This window comes from Streptomyces sp. CA-210063 (assembly GCF_024612015.1).
In the GTDB taxonomy this organism is placed as follows: domain Bacteria; phylum Actinomycetota; class Actinomycetes; order Streptomycetales; family Streptomycetaceae; genus Streptomyces.
This window is the reverse complement of record NZ_CP102512.1, coordinates 3803490-3819557: the sequence shown is the minus strand read 5'-3', so window position 1 is coordinate 3819557 and position 16068 is coordinate 3803490. Positions and strand designations below refer to the sequence as shown.

Below are 16068 nucleotides of genomic sequence, written 5' to 3'. Positions count from 1 at the left end.
GTGGCACTGTCTCGGACAGCTTGGGCCAGGGAGGGGAACCTCGGCGCGTGCAGGCGTACGACGGGGAACTGGGCGCGGCCATAGCGCGGGCCCAGGCCGGAGACGAGGCCGCGTTCGCGGTGGCGTACCGGCTCGTGCAGCCCGGGCTGCTGGGGTATCTGCGCGGCATCGTCGGGGACGACGCGGAGGACGTCGCCTCGGACGCCTGGCTGGAGATCGCGCGAGATCTCGGGCGGTTCAAGGGCGACGGGGCCGGCTTCCGGGGCTGGAGCGCGACCATCGCCCGGCACCGGGCCCTGGACCATCTGCGGCGCCAGAAGGTCAGACCCCGGGCGACCGCCCTGGAGAACGACCTGCTGGAACTGCCCGGCACGCACAGCACGCACGACCAGGCCCTGGAGTCGCTCTCCACCGAGCAGGCCCTCGCGCTGATCGCCCGGCTGCCACGCGACCAGGCCGAGGCCGTCCTGCTGCGCGTGGTCGTCGGCCTCGACGGCCCCGCCGCCGCCCGCGTCCTGGGCAAACGCCCGGGCGCGGTCCGCACCGCCACCCACCGGGGACTGAAGCGGCTCGCCCAGCTCCTGCGGAGCGAGGGTGTGACGGATGACGGCCCCCGGACGCTGGGGGAGTCGAGATGACCGACAGCGGCGGCCGCGGCCGCGGGCATGACGGCGACGGCGGCTGTGGCGGTCGCGACGACAGCGGCAGCGAGGCCGGCCACGGTCACCGCGGCCACCAAGGTCACCGCGGGCGTGACACCAACGGGAAGCACGGCGACAAGGAAGGGCGCGCGAGATGCCGTCGGGCAGAGGCGGAGTCGGACATGGGTGAACGGCGCGACAGCGGATGCCCGGCCGACCGCCGGGACATGAGTGACACCCCGTCCCTCGATGCCCTCCTCGCCGCCGCCGTACGCGGTGGTGCCGTGGCCGACAGCGCGGGCGAGGCGCGGGCGGTGGCCGCGTTCCGGGAGGCCCGGGAGAGGGGGCCGGGCACCGCCCGCACCCGCCGCCGCGACGACTGGCGGCCGAACGCGCGGCGCCGCCTCCAGCTCTCCGTACGCACCACCCTGGCCGTGCTGCTGGCCAGCCTCACCCTCGGCGGAGTCGCCTTCGCGGCGATCGGCTCGGCCGCGCGCGACGACAACGGCACCGGCGGGGACCACGGCGGCCGGGACCGGCGTCCCCGCACGACGGACGGCGCCCCCTCCTGGCCAGGCTCCACGAACGACCCGCGCACGACTCCCTCGCTCCCCTCGACGTCCGACCGGCCCGACACGGCCGGGGAGACCGAGGCGGACTGCCGCGCGTACGAGAAGAAGACCGGCAGCAGCGGCAAGGGTTCTGGGCTCAGCTGCCCGACGGCGGCTGACGGGCGGCGGGACGAGGAGCGCACGTCCCCGCCGGACAAGGCCGAGCGGCCGACCGACAACGGCGAAGGCGAAGGTGGCGGGCAGGGCAGGTCGAGCGAACCGAGCGCGTCGAACAAGCCGAGTGAGCCGGGTGAGCCGGGCACGGCCAGGGAGTCAAGCACCTCGAATGAGCCGAATCGGCCGAGTGCGTCCGGCGGTCGGCAGGGGCAGGCGGACGAGGCCCGGAAAACGAAGTAGGGCCGGCGTGCTCGCAAGACCCCCGTACTCGCAAGACACCCGGCCGACTCCGCCGATGGCAACGGTCGGGGCCGCCACCCCCCACAGGAGAGGCCCCGACCGTCGCGCGGCACGGGCCGCGCGGCGACCCGTATTACCTACAGCGCCGCGCCCGCGTTTTCTGTCACACCTCTCCGCATCACGAGTTAGTTGCATGTTCTACGGACATGGACGGCCAGCGGTTTCAGGCCGTAACGTGCCATTCGCGCCGGATCGCGGATGGCGGAAGACCACTGCAACCATCCAGCGGTCCTGAGACCGCAACCATTGATTGAGCAACCACGACGGCGAGAACCCGGTCCGCGAGAGCGGCGCCGGTTTAGGCGCAAAGAGGGGCGCGCGTAGGTGCTGGGGGACGACGCGGAGCTGACCGCCGCGGTGCTTGCGGCACAGGACGGGGACGAGACCGCGTTCCGGACTGTGTACCGCGCGGTGCACCCACGGCTGCTCGGGTACGTGCGGACGCTGGTCGGCGATCCGGACGCGGAGGACGTCACCTCCGAGTCCTGGCTGCAGATAGCCCGTGACCTGGAGCGGTTCAGCGGAGACGCGGACCGGTTCCGCGGCTGGGCCGCCCGGATCGCCCGCAACCGGGCCCTCGACCACATACGTATGCGGGGGCGCCGTCCCGCGATAGGCGGCGACGAGACCGAGCTGACCGGCAAGGCGGCCGAGTCCGACACGGCGGGCGAGGCGATGGAGGCCCTGGCGACCGGCCGGACGCTGTCGCTGATCGCCCAGTTGCCGCAGGACCAGGCGGAGGCGGTGGTCCTGCGGGTCGTGGTCGGCCTCGACGCGAAGACCGCCGCCGAGACGCTGGGCAAGCGCGCGGGCGCCGTTCGGACGGCCGCGCACCGGGGCCTGAAGCGGCTCGCGGAGCTGATCGGGGAGAATCCGGAGGCGGCTTCGGAGGCCGACCCGGAATCCGGCGGCCCGCTGGGCGCCGTACCCCCACCGAGAGAACCGCGTGCACGCGCGGCTTCGTCCGCCTGTGTGACGCATACGCGTTCGCGGACGCAGAAGGATGTGTGATGGCCGACGAGCAGTACAGGTGGCTGAACCGCGATGCCGCGGAGCGGCTGCTGCGTGGGGAGCCGCTCGAAGCCGTCGACGCCGACACCCGTGCCCATGCCGACCGGCTCGCCGAGGTGCTCGGCGCGCTGACCGCCGAGGTCCCGCCGGTGTCTCCGCTGAGTGCCGAACTCCCGGGCGAGGAAGCCGCGTTGGCCGCGTTCCGCTCAGCCCGTACGGCTCGCTCCGCCGAGAACGCAGAGAACGCCGAGGCCACTGAGCCCGGCCGCGGCCCTCGCACGCACACCGCCACTGCCCCAGCCGCCGACGCCGGGCTCGTACGCCTCGGGCGGCCCGGGCGTTCCGGGGCGGACGGCCGGCGGGCCCGCTGGGCCCGGCCGGTGCGGTTCGGGCTGGTCGCGGCGCTGGCCGCCGGGATGCTCGGCGGGGTCGCGGTGGCGGCCGGCAGCGGCGCGCTGAGCGCGTTCCGCGACGACGAACCGGAACCCTCCGCCACCCTCTCCGCCGGGCAGTCGCCGGACCGGCCGCTGCTGTCGCCGTCGCCGAGCGCCGAGGCGGGGGACGGCGAGCGCGGGATCCTGGGCGGCCCCACGCCCGAGGACTCCCCGGACGCCTCGTCGAAGGGCGACGCCCCCTCCGGTGAGGGCACCGGCGGCACCGGCGAGGACGGGCAGCCCGGTGACACCGGGCAGGACGAGGGCTCCACCCAGGAGTGGTGGAACAGCGTGTTCTCCGCCTGCCGTGACGTCCGCGACGGCAAGGAGCTGGACGCCGACCGCCGGCGTGGCCTGGAGGACGCGGCGGGCGGCAAGGGCAAGGGACATCTGAAGCAGTACTGCGCAGGCGTCCTGGCCGGCGGCGACAACCCCGGCACGGCGAAGCGGCCGGGAACGGGCACCGGCACGGGCAGCGGGACCGGTACATCGGACTCCGGGGACTCCACCGGCCCCGCCGGCGGCGACGGCGACAACACGCGGTCCGGCAACGACTTCGGCGACGAGGACGACGACTCCGACAGCGGCAAAGGCCGCGGCGGAGGCGGGAACGGCAAGGGCGACGGAAACGGCCGCTGGAACGGGAACGGCAAGGGCAAGGGCGACAAGAACAAGGGCGGCAAGGGCAACGGTGGCAACAGCCACCGGGGTCAGGTCGAAGCCGTGACCCCGGTCGGCGCCGTCGCCGTCGGCCCGGACGCCTCCCCCGTCCCCCTGTCACCGCTGTCCCGCGCCCTCTGACCCGGGCTCATCCACCCCTCCTGACCTGCTACTTCGTATCCGCTACGAATTCTTTCGCGGAACGGGTAACACTTTCGGCCGTCCCCGCGCAGTAATGAGTGAGCCGACTGGTCATCGGCCGACGCACAGAGCCGGGGTTCCCCCCGTACCTACGGCTCGTGCACCTCGGCGCGGGCGGGACACGTTCCCCCGGTCCCGCCCGCGCCCCATATCCCTGGCACCGGTTCACGGTCACCAGTACACGACGACCTTGTCGCCGTTCCTCACCTGCCCGAACAGCTGGGCGATCTTCGCCTCGTCCCGGACGTTGACGCAGCCGTGCGAGGCCCCGTAGTAGCCACGGGCCGCGAAGTCGGACGAGTAGTGGACGGCCTGGCCGCCGCTGAAGAACATCGCGTACGGCATGGGGGTGTCGTACAGGGTCGACCAGTGGTCGCGGGACTTGAAGTAGACGCTGAACACCCCCTCCCGGGTGGGTGTGCCCTCCGACCCGAAGCGCACCTCGACCGTCGTCAGCGTCCTGCCGTCCACCATCCAGCGCAGTGTGCGGCTCGTCTTGCTGATGCACAGCACCCGGCCCGTGAGACAGCGCGGGTCCGGTGACGCGGCCGGCTGTCCGCCGTACGCGTAGAGGTCCCACTGGCCGGGCTCGTGCGTCATGTTCAGCAGCCGCGCCCAGGTGACGCTGTCCGTCTTCCCGGTCCGCGGCAGCCCCCGCTTGCCCTGGAAGCCCCTCACCGCCCGGACCGTCAGATCGTCGTACGTCCCCGTGGGCCCGGCGAAGAGCCAGGCGACCTGCCGCAGCCGCGCCTGCAACTCCCGTACGTCGAGCCCTTCGTCGCCCTCGGCCCACAGGACCTTGGGGGCGACTGTGGGGGTGGGAGTGGGGGAGACGCTGGGCGGCGCGGTGGTCGGGGACTGCTCGCGGTCCCCCTTGCCGTCGCCGTCGCCCTTGCCCTCGCCGTCGGCCTTGTCGCCGCCACCGTCGGCCGTGCCGCCCTCGACCGTGCCGCTGTCGTCCTGCCCGGGCTCGCCGCTCGGGGTGGCGGTCACGTCGATGCGCACCGGCTGCCGCTGGCCGCCGCGCACGTCCACCACCTCGGCCGTGCAGCCGCCGGCCAGCACGAGTGCCGCGAGCGCGGCCGCCGATCTCCGCATGTCCTTGGTACGCATCAGGTCCCCGTCGTCTCATGATCCGCCGCGTCCGGTCGATCTCCCCGAGAGGCTTCCCGGGCGTGACCCGTCGCGAACAAAGAGGCATGGTGGTGAGCAAGGTCCCCGAGCAGCAGGGAGGCACACACCATGGCGCGCGAGTCGGAGTCCGGACTGCCCATCGAGCCGGTGTACGGGCCCCAGGCGCTGCGGGACTGGGACCCGGCGGAGAAGCTCGGCGAGCCCGGCGCGTACCCCTTCACCCGCGGTGTCTACCCGTCGATGTACACCGGCCGTCCGTGGACCATGCGCCAGTACGCCGGCTTCGGTACGGCGGTCGAGTCCAACGCCCGCTACCGGCAGCTCATCGCCCACGGCACGACGGGGCTGTCGGTCGCCTTCGACCTGCCCACCCAGATGGGCTACGACTCCGACGCGCCGATCGCCCACGGTGAGGTCGGCAAGGTGGGCGTGGCGATCGACTCCGTCGACGACATGCGGGTGCTGTTCGGCGGGATCCCGCTGGACAAGGTCTCGACGTCGATGACGATCAACGCGCCGGCGGCCCTGTTGCTGCTGATGTACCAGCTGGTCGGCGAGGAGCAGGGCGTACCGGCCGCGCAGCTCACGGGCACGATCCAGAACGACGTGCTGAAGGAGTACATCGCGCGCGGGACGTACATCTTCCCGCCGAAGCCCTCCCTCCGGTTGATCGCCGACATCTTCAAGTACTGCAGGGCCGAGATCCCGAAGTGGAACACGATCTCGATCTCCGGCTACCACATGGCCGAGGCGGGCGCCTCCCCCGCGCAGGAGATCGCGTTCACCCTGGCCGACGGCATCGAGTACGTCCGTACGGCGGTCGCGGCGGGCATGGACGTCGACGACTTCGCCCCCCGGCTGTCCTTCTTCTTCGTCGCCCGTACGACGATCCTGGAAGAGGTCGCCAAGTTCCGTGCGGCGCGCAGGATCTGGGCCCGGGTGATGCGGGAGGAGTTCGGCGCGCAGAACCCCAAGTCCCTGATGCTCCGCTTCCACACGCAGACGGCCGGCGTGCAGCTGACGGCCCAGCAGCCCGAGGTGAACCTCGTCCGCGTCGCCGTCCAGGGCCTGGCCGCGGTGCTGGGCGGCACGCAGTCGCTGCACACGAACTCCTTCGACGAGGCGATCGCGCTGCCGACGGACAAGAGCGCGCGGTTGGCGTTGCGCACCCAGCAGGTGCTGGCGTACGAGACGGATGTGACGGCGACGGTCGATCCCTTCGCAGGTTCGTATGTCATCGAGAAGATGACCGACGACGTCGAGGCGGCGGCCGTCGAGCTGATGCGGAAGGTCGAAGACCTCGGCGGCGCCGTCGCCGCCATCGAGCACGGCTTCCAGAAGAACGAGATCGAACGCTCCGCCTACCGCATCGCCCAGGAGACGGACTCCGGCGAGCGCGTCGTGGTCGGCGTCAACCGCTTCCAGCTCGACGAGGAAGAGCCGTACGAGCCCTTGCGGGTGGACCCCGCGATCGAGGCCCAACAGGCGGAACGGCTGGCGAAGCTGCGGGCGGAGCGCGACCAGTCGGCGGTGGATTCCGCCCTGGCCGCGCTGAAGAAGGCGGCCGAGGGGGAGGACAACGTGCTGTACCCGATGAAGGACGCGCTGCGGGGCCGCGCGACGGTGGGCGAGGTGTGCAACGCGCTGCGGGGGGTCTGGGGGACGTACGTCCCCAGCGACGCGTTCTGAGCTGGGGATTACCTCGTACGAGTGATCGGGGGCGGAAACGGCCCGGCCCCGGTTACGCTCATGAAGAGTGCTTCCGAGAGGAGGGTGCCATGACTGTGATAGAGCGCGAGATGACGATCGCTGAGGCCGCGGACCGTGTCTCCAGCTGGCTGCCCGGACATCGTGTGGAGATCCTTCGAGGGAGCCTTATCGCGTCACCGCCGCCGGACGAGCCGCATCAGGGAACCGTGTTCGAAGTCGGTTACGAGATCCGGCGGGCAGGGGCCAAGGAAGCTGGTCTCAAAGTGCGCCCCGGTATCGGGCTATGGCTGCCGACTGGCCCGGCGGATTATGCGATTCCGGATTTGTCTGTCGTCGAGGCCGATATCAGTGACGCACTTGTCCAGAAGAACTGCTACGCCCCGCACGTTTTCCGCATGGTGTTGGAGGTGACTTCCTCGAACTGGGCCGACGACACAGCCTTCAAGGCCGAGATCTACGCCGAGGCAGGCATCCCCGTCTATCTCATCGCCGACCGCAGGCACGACGAGATCCTGCTCTACACCGACCCGGTCGGCGGTAAATATCCCGCCCCCGTCCGCTACAAGCGCGGCCAGACCGTCCCCGTCCCCGAATCCGTGGGCGTCACCCTCGACCTCTCCGTCGACACCCTCCTCGACGGCGACGACTAGGGCCCTTCTGATGGATCTCCGCGGCGTCGCGACGCCCGGCACGCACGCTCGCCGCACGGCGCGAAGGGACAGGTGGCTCCGCCACATGACCCTCCACACCGCACGCCGAGCGCACGCACCGACCGCCGCTCCTTCTCCCACGGAGATCCATCAGAAGGGCCCTAGGCGAGGCCCGCTGCCGCCGCGTAGTCGGTCAAGCCCGTCGGGGTTTCGCCCGCCCAGCCGACGTAGCCGTCGGGGCGTACGAGGAAGACTCCGGTGCCGTAGGCCTCGTAGGGCGGGATGTGGGCCGGGCGTACGTTCTTCAGCGGGGGCAGGTCCGTCGCCGGGGCCGTGCCGACCGTGAGCAGTGTCCAGTGCGGGCCGCGGAAGGTGTCGAAGAGGCGTACGCCGCCGCGGTGGCCGTCGGGCGCGCGGTCGCCGGCGTGGAGGGCGTCCGGGGGGATGCTGTCGCGGGTGTCGACGCAGAGGGCGCTGTCCCGGTAGCCGAGGCCGAGTTGCTGGGTGGCGCGGCCGCGGCGTTCCTCACCGCGGTGCACCCGGGTGGACAGGCCCAGCATGGCCGCGGCCACCGGGCGCCGCTCCTCCTCGTACGTGTCCAACAGCGCCTCGTCCGCGTCGCCGCGCAGCACCGCGCCCAGCTTCCAGCCCAGGTTGTACGCGTCCTGGACGCTGGTGTTGAGACCCTGGCCCCCGGCGGGCGAGTGGACGTGCGCCGCGTCCCCGGCGAGGAACACGCGGCCCTCGCGGAAGCGGTCCGCGAGCGCGGCCCGGGGCCGGAAGTCCGACGCCCAGCGCACCTCCGTCACGTCCTCGGGGGCGAGATGGGAGCGGGCGGTGACGGCCTTGCGGATGCCGTCCGGCGAGAGGTCGACGACCGTGTCCGGGTCCGGGAAGTTGGCGGTGAGCTGGAAGTCCTCGGTGCCGGGGAGGGGGCAGATCGCCATGAAGCCGGTCTCGCCGGCCGGCGGGAACAGGTGCCAGTTGTCTCGGTCGAGGGCCGGGACGCGTACGTCGGCCACCAGGGTCGGGCTCGGGTCGACGGTCTCGCCGGTCATACCGATACCGAGGAGGCGCCGCACGGTGGAGCGGCCCCCGTCGGCGGCGACGGCGTAGCGGGCGCGGACCTCGGGGCCGGTGGCGAAGGACGCCGTCACGCCGTCGGCGTCCTGGGCCAGCCCCGTCAGCTCGCGGTCGAAGGTCACGTCGCCGCCCAGCTCCCGCAGGCGGGCCAGCAGGATCTGCTGCGTCCGCCACTGGGGGATCAGCCAGAGGCCCTGGTACGGCTCGGCCTCGGTCGGTTCCGACACGTCGAACATCCGGAGCTCGCCCTGCCGGCTCCCCTCGCTCCAGACCATGCCGACGGGGGCGGGGCCACCGGCGGCGCGGACCGCGTCGAGTACGCCCAGGTCGTCGAGGACCTCCAGGGTGCGGGGCTGCATGCCCTTGCCGCGTGAGCCGGGGAACAGCGCGGCGGCCCGGTCCACGACGAGCGTGCGGGCGCCGCGCCGGGCCAGGTCGACGGCCAGGGCGAGACCGCTGGGGCCGGCCCCGACGATCAGGATCTCCGTGGTGTGCGTGGCTTCGCTCATGAGATGAGCCCTCTCCTTAACGCTGTTAAGTAGCTTCCGTACGGCAGCATTCGCTTAACAGCGTTAAGCTGTCAATGTGGTTCCCAGGAAATCCCCGAAGCTGGACAAGAAGCAGGTTGCCGAGACGGCCCTGCGGTTGCTGAACGACGTGGGTCTGGAGGGGCTGAGCCTCCGTGCGATCGCCAAGGAGCTCGACGTCCAGGCACCCGCGCTGTACTGGCACTTCAAGAACAAGCAGGACCTGCTGGACGAGATGGCGACCGAGATGATGCGCCGCATGGCGGCGGACTGGGCCGGGATGTCGTCAGGGGGTGACGAGGGTGCCGACTGGCAGGAGGCCCTTCGGGCACGGCTGCGAGGGCTGCGGGGGCATCTGCTGCGGTACCGCGACGGCGCGAAGGTGTACAGCGGTACGCACTTCACGGATCTGTCGTTCGCGGAGCCCATGGAGGGGAACCTGCGGATGCTCACGGCCGCGGGATTCACGCCGGCCAGGGCCGCGCGGGCCTGGTTCACGGCGTACACCTACACGATCGGGTACGTGATCGAGGAGCAGGCGATGGGGGGCCGTCCCGGCGGAGCAGACGGGGCAGGCGGGGCCCAGGGGGCCGGGGGTGTCGAGGGGTACGACCTCGCCGCGCGGGCTGAGCGGTTGGCGGCGTATCCGTTGGCCGTGGAGGCCGGGTGGGAGATGTTCCAGGACCAGGAGCGGGGATTCGAGGTGGGGCTTGAGGCGGTCCTGGCGGGGATCGCGGTGACGTTGCGGGGGAGTGGGGCGAGCTAAGAGCCCGGCGGGGCAGGTGGGTGGGCCGGTGCGGGTTGTGTGGGGCTGGTCGCGCAGTTCCCCGCGCCCCTTGAGGGGCGCGGGGCTCGGTCGGCGGTTACCTCGCGGCCACGCGCCTGTTCGCCTTCGCCCGCACGATGGCCCGGGTGACCACCGGGGGCAGCAGGTCGACCGCCAGGCGGCGGGCGAGGCTGCGCGGGGGGCGGGCCGGGCGGGGCTGGGGCTTCGGCGCCGCGGGAGCCGGGGCGGGGGTCGGCTCGGGCGGCGGAGGCGGCGTCCAGTGGCGGGACTTCGGGAAGGCCGGGGCCTTCATGCCCTTGGACTTGAGGCGGATGATGCGGTGGCCGGCGGCCTGCTGGTTGCTGAGGTGGCAGTCGTCCCGCTCCTCGATCATCTCCAGCAGGGCCTCCTGGATGGGTTCCGGGTCGTCCCAGGTGGCGTAGAGCTTCTGGGTGCTGAGGCAGATCGGGTTGAGGCCGCGGTTGAGGACGGCCTCCCAGGCGGCGATCGAGACGCCGGGGGTGTGCTCGGAGCGGAAGTCGTCGAGGACGACGAGGCCGCCGGGGAGCAGGATGTCGCGGGCGGCGGTGATGTCGCCCTGGACGTGCTCGTACAGGTGGGAGGCGTCGATGTGCACGAAGCGGCAGGAGCGCGGCTTGACCTCGCCGGGGACGATCGAGCTGGGGCCCTGCAGGACGCGGGGCAGCTCGTCGTGGAAGGAGAGGTAGTTCGCCTCGAAGGCCTGGCGGGTGAGCGTGCTGCGGTACGACTTGGTGGCCTCCGCCGCGTTGGCGTCGTCCGGTGCGTCGCTCTCGAAGAGGTCGCAGACCGTGTAGGACTCGCCCTCCTGGAGATGCCGGCCCAGGAAGATGGCGCTCTTGCCCATGTAGACGCCGACCTCCAGGAGATCGCCTCTGTCGCCTGCGGCTTCCTGGCGGTTCAGGAACCAGTCGAAGAGGAGTTGGTCGAGCACCGGGAACCACCCGGGGACGTCATCGAGTTCACGGGGGAGCCGGATCGTGCCTTGTTCAGAGGTCATGAGGACAGAAGACTCTCTTGCGTCGACGAGGCGAACAGGCGAACGGGCCAGGAAACTATGAGATGGCTATGGCCCGGTCAAGGATGTTGCCGAGTCTGTCCGGTGAGGCGTGTTCGAATCCGGGAAACGGATGAACACTGGACCAACTTCCGGTTCAGCCTCGGCGTCCCTCAAGTGACTTGCGCAGTAGTGGTTGCAACGGGCGTTCGACCCAGTGGTGCAGCAGCCAGGCGAGCGTCAGCATCAGCGCCACGGTGAGCGCGAGGGTGAGGGAGGACGGGATGCCCAGGCCCTGGTGCAGTGCCTGGACCACCGGCCAGCCCAGGTGCTCGTGCACGAGGTAGAAGGGGTACGTCAGGGCACCCGCGGTGGTCAGCCAGGGCCAGTTGACCCGGTCCAGGAGGCCCAGGGCGACCGCCCCCACGGCCACGAAGCCGACGGTGACGGCGAGGATGATGCCCAACTGGGGCCGGTAGGAGAAGAAGTCGGCGTTCGGCGCGTGCCAGATCTCCTCGACCGTCTGGTACTGGCTCAGCAGGAGGCTGAAGACCACGATCAGCCAGGCCATGGTGTCGCGGCGGTCGCGGTGGACCAGGTAGAGGCCCATGCCGCCGATGAACAGGGACGCGTACTCCGGCATCAGGACCATGTCCAGGAGTGGTTGCTTCGCGCCCTGCGCCAGGACCGCGGCCAGGGTCCAGCCGCCGCAGAACCAGATCACCCGGCGGCGGGTGACCCCGGGCAGGACCACGCACAGCGCGAACAGGACGTAGAAGCGGACCTCCGCCCACAGGGTCCAGCACACGCCGAGGACACGGTCCGCGCCGAGCGGCATCTGGAGCATGGTCAGGTTGACCAGGAACTCACTGGCGGACACCCGGGCGAAGGCGATGCCCGGCAGGGCGAAGACCGCCGCGACCAGGATCACGGCCGCCCAGTACGCGGGGAACAGCCGGGCCGCGCGGGAGGCGAAGAACGACTGGACCGAACGCCCCCAGCCGCTGGCGCAGATGACGAAGCCGCTGATCACGAAGAAGGCCTGGACGCCGGCCCAGCCGTACGCGAACCAGGTGTGGGCGGTCGGGAACTGCACGGCGGGCGAAGCGCCCCAGGCCCTGCCGATCTCCCCGTCGCGGCCTCCGTAGTGGTAGGCCGCGACCGAGAGCGCGGCGAGCAGCCGCAGACCGTCGAGGGCGCGCAGCCGCGGTGCGGGCCGGCCGGGTCGACCGGCGCCGCGCTCCGCGGGATCCGCCGCGGCCGCGGCGGTGGTCGTACGGGTGGTGCTCGCTTCCGGTGAGAGCGTCGGAAACGTGGTGCTTTTCGCAGTCACCTGGGGCTCACCCCAAAGTGGCTCGCTTGAGGGACCTGGCCCGCCGCGCGACTCTTCGCACGGTCGCGTTGCGCGGAATGAAGGCCAGCTGGACGGGGATACCACCGGGCAACCCCAGCGAGGTCAACCGGCGCCGCTTGAAGTACCGCAGGGTGTGCGCGCTCAGATGCTTCGACAGATACGCCTCGGCCTCCGCGCGCAGCGACGGGTAGATCTTCGACTGCATCGCGAAGCCCACCGCCCGGACCAGGGCGTTGAGGTCCGCCACCTTCGTGCCGGGCTGCTGCGAGGTGACCGCCGCCCGGTCGCCGAGCTCCGGCAGCAGCGCGTCCACGATGGTGACGGGCACGCGGTTGCTGTTCTCGTACGGGGCGAGCCGGTCCAGCAGGGTGCTGGTGCCGACGCGGGCGACGGGGAGGCCGTACAGCGCGGACGCGGTGAGCAGGGCCGTGGAGAAGCAGCCGACGACGAGGGCCGGACGCATCCGCTGGTAGAGCACCTCGGCGAGGACGGGCGTGTCCAGGACCGTCAGGTCGGCGCCGAGCCGCTCCGCCTCCTTCTCCAGGCCGCGCGACCAGCGGGCCGGGGCGCTGGGGTGCGGCTTGAACACGACCTTGGTGTGCCCGAGCGCCACCGCGCCCTTCAGCATCCGTACGTGGAGGTCTTCCTCCTCCTCGGCGGTGAGGATGTTGAGCGCCGAGAGGTACTGGCCGAGCAGCAGCGCCGGCTCCTCGATCGCGGGCAACTCGTCACCGGTGTCGACGAGTTCCGCCAGCACCTTCACGAAGGCGTCCGTCGGCACGATCTCCGCCTCGACGCCGAACTCGGTGAGCAGCAGGGGCTTCAGGTCCGGGACCAGGTCCAGGTGGAGGAGCCGGTCGATACGGGTGCCGACCAGCGGGTCGATCTTGTTGCGGGTGGGGCCATAGCTCATCAGGCCGTCCGCGTACACGGTCACGGGGGCGCCGGTGAAGATCTGGGTGAAGCCGAGCGCCGGGTGGACCTGGATGGACTCCACGGCCAGCTCGACGTCGTCGTCGCCCAGGTTCCACAGCAGCCGCAGATGGCGCTCCCACAGGGGGACGTCGTCCTGGCGCGGGGACCAACCGCCCGGGTGGAAGGGGGAGATGGTCTCGTTCCACGAGATCACGTCGTCGAAGCGGCCGCGCAGCCGCTCGAAGCCGGGCATCTCGTCGAGGGAGGGGGCCGTCTCGGGCGTCGCCGCGTTGTTGGAGATCAGCAGGACGCGCCGGGAGGCGGGGCGGAAGCACTCGGTGTCCAGGGCGGCGGCCAGCGTGGCCGTGCCGTACAGCGTGGACGCCATGAAGATCTGCGTGGTCACGCGGCGACCCCCGTGGAGGCGGGACGGCGGCGCAGCCGGCGCAGCCGGGTGGCGCGCTGTACGTCCATCGAGTCCAGGGCCTCGTCGAGCACGTCCTGCGGCATCCGGCGCAGCGCCACCGCGCTCATCGACTTCAGTTTCCGTGCCACCGCCGGCTCGAACCTTTCGATGGATCCCAAATGGTGGGAGATGATCGCGCAATAGGTGCGCACGGCCTTGGGGAGAAGCTTGTCCGCGTCCCGGTCCTTAGCCGTTTCCGCGATGACCTGGTCGAACGCCCGAATGAAGTCGAGCTGCCGTACGTCGCCGATCTGGGTCAGGGAGGACGCCACCCCGCGCCGGTAGAAAACGCCCAGCAGCCCCACCGTGGCGAAGGATTCGGCCTCCCGGTGGAGCTTCCAGATCCACGGCCGGTCCTCGGCCGTGCGCAGCCCGTGGGTGAAGTGCAACACACCCTTGTCGACCAGGCGGCGGTGGTAGATGCCCGCCCAGGCGTACGCGTAGTCGACGGAGGTGGACCGGTCGGCGGGCAGGATCGCGTCCCGCGGGTTCATCACCACGCCCCGCCGCCCGTTGGGCACCCGGTGGATCGAGCGGGCCCGCGCGGTGCACTGGACATGGTCCGTGCGCACGAAGTCGCAGCCCAACTCCTCTATGGCACCGAGTAGTTGAGGGTAGTAGCCGGGGGCGAGCCAGTCGTCCCCGTCGAGGAACGTCAGGTACTCGCCGCGGGCCTTGTCGATGCCCGTGTTGCGCGCGGTCGCCAGTCCTCCGTTCTTCTCGTGTCTGACATACACCGCCCCCGGCAGCTCGCGCTCCGCGCGCGCGAGAATGTCCGGTGTCTCGTCGCGAGAGCAGTCGTCGACGAGAATGAATTCAAAGTCCTCGCGAGCGTTGGCTCTGAGGCTCTTCAGGGTGTCGGGCGCGTATTGCTGCACGTTGTAGAACGGCACGATGACGGAGAGCTTGACCACCCCCGTGACGTTAGGGGGCCCTCCGGCATTCGTCTTGACCACCTGCTTGATGTCAGGTGAACGACACGTGGCGGTACCGTGAACCAGACGCGTTCCTGTGCCTTTCGTGCCCTGATTCGCCTTTCGGCGATGTGCTGTTAACCCTTTGTTGTAGTTGGGTTGGGCCGTTCAACGGAATCGCTTCCTAGCGTCTTCGGTGTGCCAGCAAGTGCTACGAACGGCCTGCGAGTCGCCGTACTCGCGGATTCCGATACCCGGTGGAAATGGGGCGCGCTCACCGCGAACCGTCTCACTCCGGAGCATTCGGACATCCGCCTGGACGGCTTCCTCCTGCGGGGCCGAGCCACCCCCACCGCCCGTCAGCTCGACGAGGTCGGCGTCCGACCCGACTCCCTGCGCGAGGTGACCGGCGTCGAGTTCCTCAGAGCCATGACGCGGGACTCGTACGACGTGATCGTGCTCGCCCTCGTCGGCGGGGGCGTCCAGGCGATGCTGCACGGCCTGAGGGCCGCCTGGGGCGCCCGTGCCAAGCGGCCCGTGATCGTCACCGGTTACGTCGGTGTCGTCTACGAGAAGCTCGCCGACGGTCTGCTGCTGCGGCACGGCGCGGACCTCGTCCTCGCCAACTCCCGCCAGGACGCGGACCGTTTCCGGGCCGTGTACGAGGGCGTGGGCGCCGACGCCTCGGCGGTCACCGAGGTCGCGCTGCCCTTCCTGGGCGGCAAGCCGTACGCGGGCAGGAACGACCCCTACACGGTCGCCTTCGCCGTACAGCCGTCCGTCCCGGACAACCGCAGGGACCGTACATACCTGCTGAACCGGCTCATCCAGCACGCGAAGCTGCACCCGGACCGCGAGGTCCTGCTGAAGCTGCGCTCCAAGCCGGGCGAGCACACCACGCACATCGAGGAACTGCCGTACCAGAAGCTGCTGCAGCGGCTCCCCGAGGGCCCGCCCGCCAACTTCCGTCTGGTGTACGGGAACATGGGCGAGGTCCTCGACACCACCGACCTGCTGGTCACCATCAGCTCCACGGCCGCCCTGGAGTCGCTGCACCGCCGCATCCCCACCGTGGTCCTCACCGACCTCGGCATCCGCGAGACCCTCGGCAACCACCACTTCGTGGGCTCCGGCTGCCTGGCCTCCTGGGACCAGTTGGACGCCGGGTACGAGCCGACGCCGGACCCGGAGTGGGTGGCCCGGCAGGGCGTCGTCGCGGACGGCTCGTACGCCACCGCCTTCGACGCCGCCCGCGACCGCATCGCCAAGCTGGTCGCGGCCGACGGCCTGCCGCCCCTCGCGCCGTACTACACACCCGTCACCGCGCCCGGCTATCTGCCCGGCATCCTCGCCCGCCACCACCTCGGCCCCGACGGCGACCCGCTGCCCGGGGCGCCCGCCGCCGACAAACAGGCCGGGCCCGTACGGCAGATCGTGCGCCGGGCGGCGCGCGGCGCCTACCGCCACGGAGTGCAGCGCGTGGCGCCCGTCATCCGCCGGATGGGGGAGCTGTGAGCCGCCCGACCTCTTCGCACGCA

The 16068-nt window shown here is 71.2% G+C and carries 14 protein-coding genes; 8 read left to right on the top strand and 6 right to left on the bottom strand.

What is annotated here, in order from left to right:
* Positions 1-20: 20 nt before the first annotated feature.
* The 4 genes from JIX56_RS16340 (at position 21) to JIX56_RS16325 (ending at position 3915) form a co-directional block, all read left to right on the top strand.
* On the top strand, positions 21-638 hold the full coding sequence (locus tag JIX56_RS16340) for an RNA polymerase sigma factor (protein WP_306819857.1): 618 nt from the start codon (positions 21-23) through the stop codon (positions 636-638).
* Positions 639-868: 230 nt separating this feature from the next.
* On the top strand, positions 869-1609 hold the full coding sequence (locus JIX56_RS16335) for a hypothetical protein (protein ID WP_257541403.1): 741 nt from the start codon (positions 869-871) through the stop codon (positions 1607-1609).
* A gap of 384 nt (positions 1610-1993) precedes the next feature.
* Positions 1994-2680 carry an RNA polymerase sigma factor gene (locus tag JIX56_RS16330; protein WP_257541401.1) on the top strand — a complete coding sequence of 229 codons (687 nt, stop codon included), beginning with the start codon at positions 1994-1996 and terminating at the stop codon, positions 2678-2680.
* Positions 2680-3915, top strand: coding sequence for a hypothetical protein (locus tag JIX56_RS16325; protein WP_257541399.1), 1236 nt, complete (start codon positions 2680-2682; stop codon positions 3913-3915). The genes JIX56_RS16330 and JIX56_RS16325 overlap by 1 nt, the downstream gene beginning before the upstream one ends.
* Before the next feature lie 231 nt (positions 3916-4146).
* Here the strand turns inward: JIX56_RS16325 and JIX56_RS16320 are convergent, their stop codons facing one another.
* Positions 4147-5088 carry a L,D-transpeptidase family protein gene (locus JIX56_RS16320; protein ID WP_257541397.1) on the bottom strand — a complete coding sequence of 314 codons (942 nt, stop codon included), beginning with the start codon at positions 5086-5088 and terminating at the stop codon, positions 4147-4149.
* A gap of 129 nt (positions 5089-5217) precedes the next feature.
* Between JIX56_RS16320 and JIX56_RS16315 the strand changes: the two genes are divergently transcribed.
* Both JIX56_RS16315 and JIX56_RS16310 read left to right on the top strand, forming a co-directional pair.
* Positions 5218-6798, top strand: coding sequence for an acyl-CoA mutase large subunit family protein (locus JIX56_RS16315; protein ID WP_257541395.1), 1581 nt, complete (start codon positions 5218-5220; stop codon positions 6796-6798).
* Between the two features lie 89 nt (positions 6799-6887).
* A complete protein-coding gene (locus JIX56_RS16310; protein ID WP_257541393.1) occupies positions 6888-7469 on the top strand; it encodes a Uma2 family endonuclease in 582 nt (193 codons plus the stop codon).
* Positions 7470-7630: 161 nt separating this feature from the next.
* On the opposite strand, the gene JIX56_RS16305 is transcribed toward JIX56_RS16310, so the two are convergent.
* Positions 7631-9061, bottom strand: a complete 1431-nt coding sequence (locus tag JIX56_RS16305; protein WP_257541392.1) for an FAD-dependent oxidoreductase — start codon at positions 9059-9061, stop codon at positions 7631-7633.
* A 76-nt stretch (positions 9062-9137) separates the two neighbouring features.
* Between JIX56_RS16305 and JIX56_RS16300 the strand changes: the two genes are divergently transcribed.
* A complete protein-coding gene (locus tag JIX56_RS16300) occupies positions 9138-9845 on the top strand; it encodes a TetR/AcrR family transcriptional regulator C-terminal domain-containing protein (RefSeq protein ID WP_257541390.1) in 708 nt (235 codons plus the stop codon).
* Between the two features lie 97 nt (positions 9846-9942).
* Here JIX56_RS16300 and JIX56_RS16295 read toward each other — a convergent pair whose 3' ends face one another.
* The 4 genes from JIX56_RS16295 to JIX56_RS16280 all read right to left on the bottom strand — a co-directional run bounded on the left by JIX56_RS16295 (position 9943) and on the right by JIX56_RS16280 (position 14530).
* Positions 9943-10884, bottom strand: a complete 942-nt coding sequence (locus JIX56_RS16295) for a class I SAM-dependent methyltransferase (protein ID WP_257541388.1) — start codon at positions 10882-10884, stop codon at positions 9943-9945.
* Positions 10885-11038: 154 nt separating this feature from the next.
* On the bottom strand, positions 11039-12214 hold the full coding sequence (locus JIX56_RS16290; protein ID WP_257541386.1) for an acyltransferase family protein: 1176 nt from the start codon (positions 12212-12214) through the stop codon (positions 11039-11041).
* Positions 12215-12221: 7 nt separating this feature from the next.
* A complete protein-coding gene (locus tag JIX56_RS16285; RefSeq protein WP_257541385.1) occupies positions 12222-13556 on the bottom strand; it encodes an alpha-2,8-polysialyltransferase family protein in 1335 nt (444 codons plus the stop codon).
* Complete coding sequence (locus JIX56_RS16280) at positions 13553-14530, bottom strand: glycosyltransferase family 2 protein (protein WP_257541383.1); 978 nt, start codon at positions 14528-14530, stop codon at positions 13553-13555. The genes JIX56_RS16285 and JIX56_RS16280 overlap by 4 nt, the downstream gene beginning before the upstream one ends.
* 198 nt (positions 14531-14728) lie before the next feature.
* On the opposite strand from JIX56_RS16280, the gene JIX56_RS16275 reads away from it, so the two are divergent.
* On the top strand, positions 14729-16045 hold the full coding sequence (locus tag JIX56_RS16275) for a DUF6716 putative glycosyltransferase (protein WP_257541381.1): 1317 nt from the start codon (positions 14729-14731) through the stop codon (positions 16043-16045).
* The last annotated feature ends 23 nt before the right edge of the window (positions 16046-16068 follow it).

Bases quoted from the DNA above. Each gene is read 5' to 3' on its own strand.
- JIX56_RS16320 (WP_257541397.1), bottom strand. From the start codon at position 5,088: ATGCGTACCAAGGACATGCGGAGATCGGCGGCCGCGCTCGCGGCACTC.
- JIX56_RS16305 (WP_257541392.1), bottom strand. From the start codon at position 9,061: ATGAGCGAAGCCACGCACACCACGGAGATCCTGATCGTCGGGGCCGGC.
- JIX56_RS16335 (WP_257541403.1), top strand. From the start codon at position 869: ATGAGTGACACCCCGTCCCTCGATGCCCTCCTCGCCGCCGCCGTACGC.
- JIX56_RS16315 (WP_257541395.1), top strand. From the start codon at position 5,218: ATGGCGCGCGAGTCGGAGTCCGGACTGCCCATCGAGCCGGTGTACGGG.
- JIX56_RS16310 (WP_257541393.1), top strand. From the start codon at position 6,888: ATGACTGTGATAGAGCGCGAGATGACGATCGCTGAGGCCGCGGACCGT.
- JIX56_RS16325 (WP_257541399.1), top strand. From the start codon at position 2,680: ATGGCCGACGAGCAGTACAGGTGGCTGAACCGCGATGCCGCGGAGCGG.
- JIX56_RS16295 (WP_257541388.1), bottom strand. From the start codon at position 10,884: ATGACCTCTGAACAAGGCACGATCCGGCTCCCCCGTGAACTCGATGAC.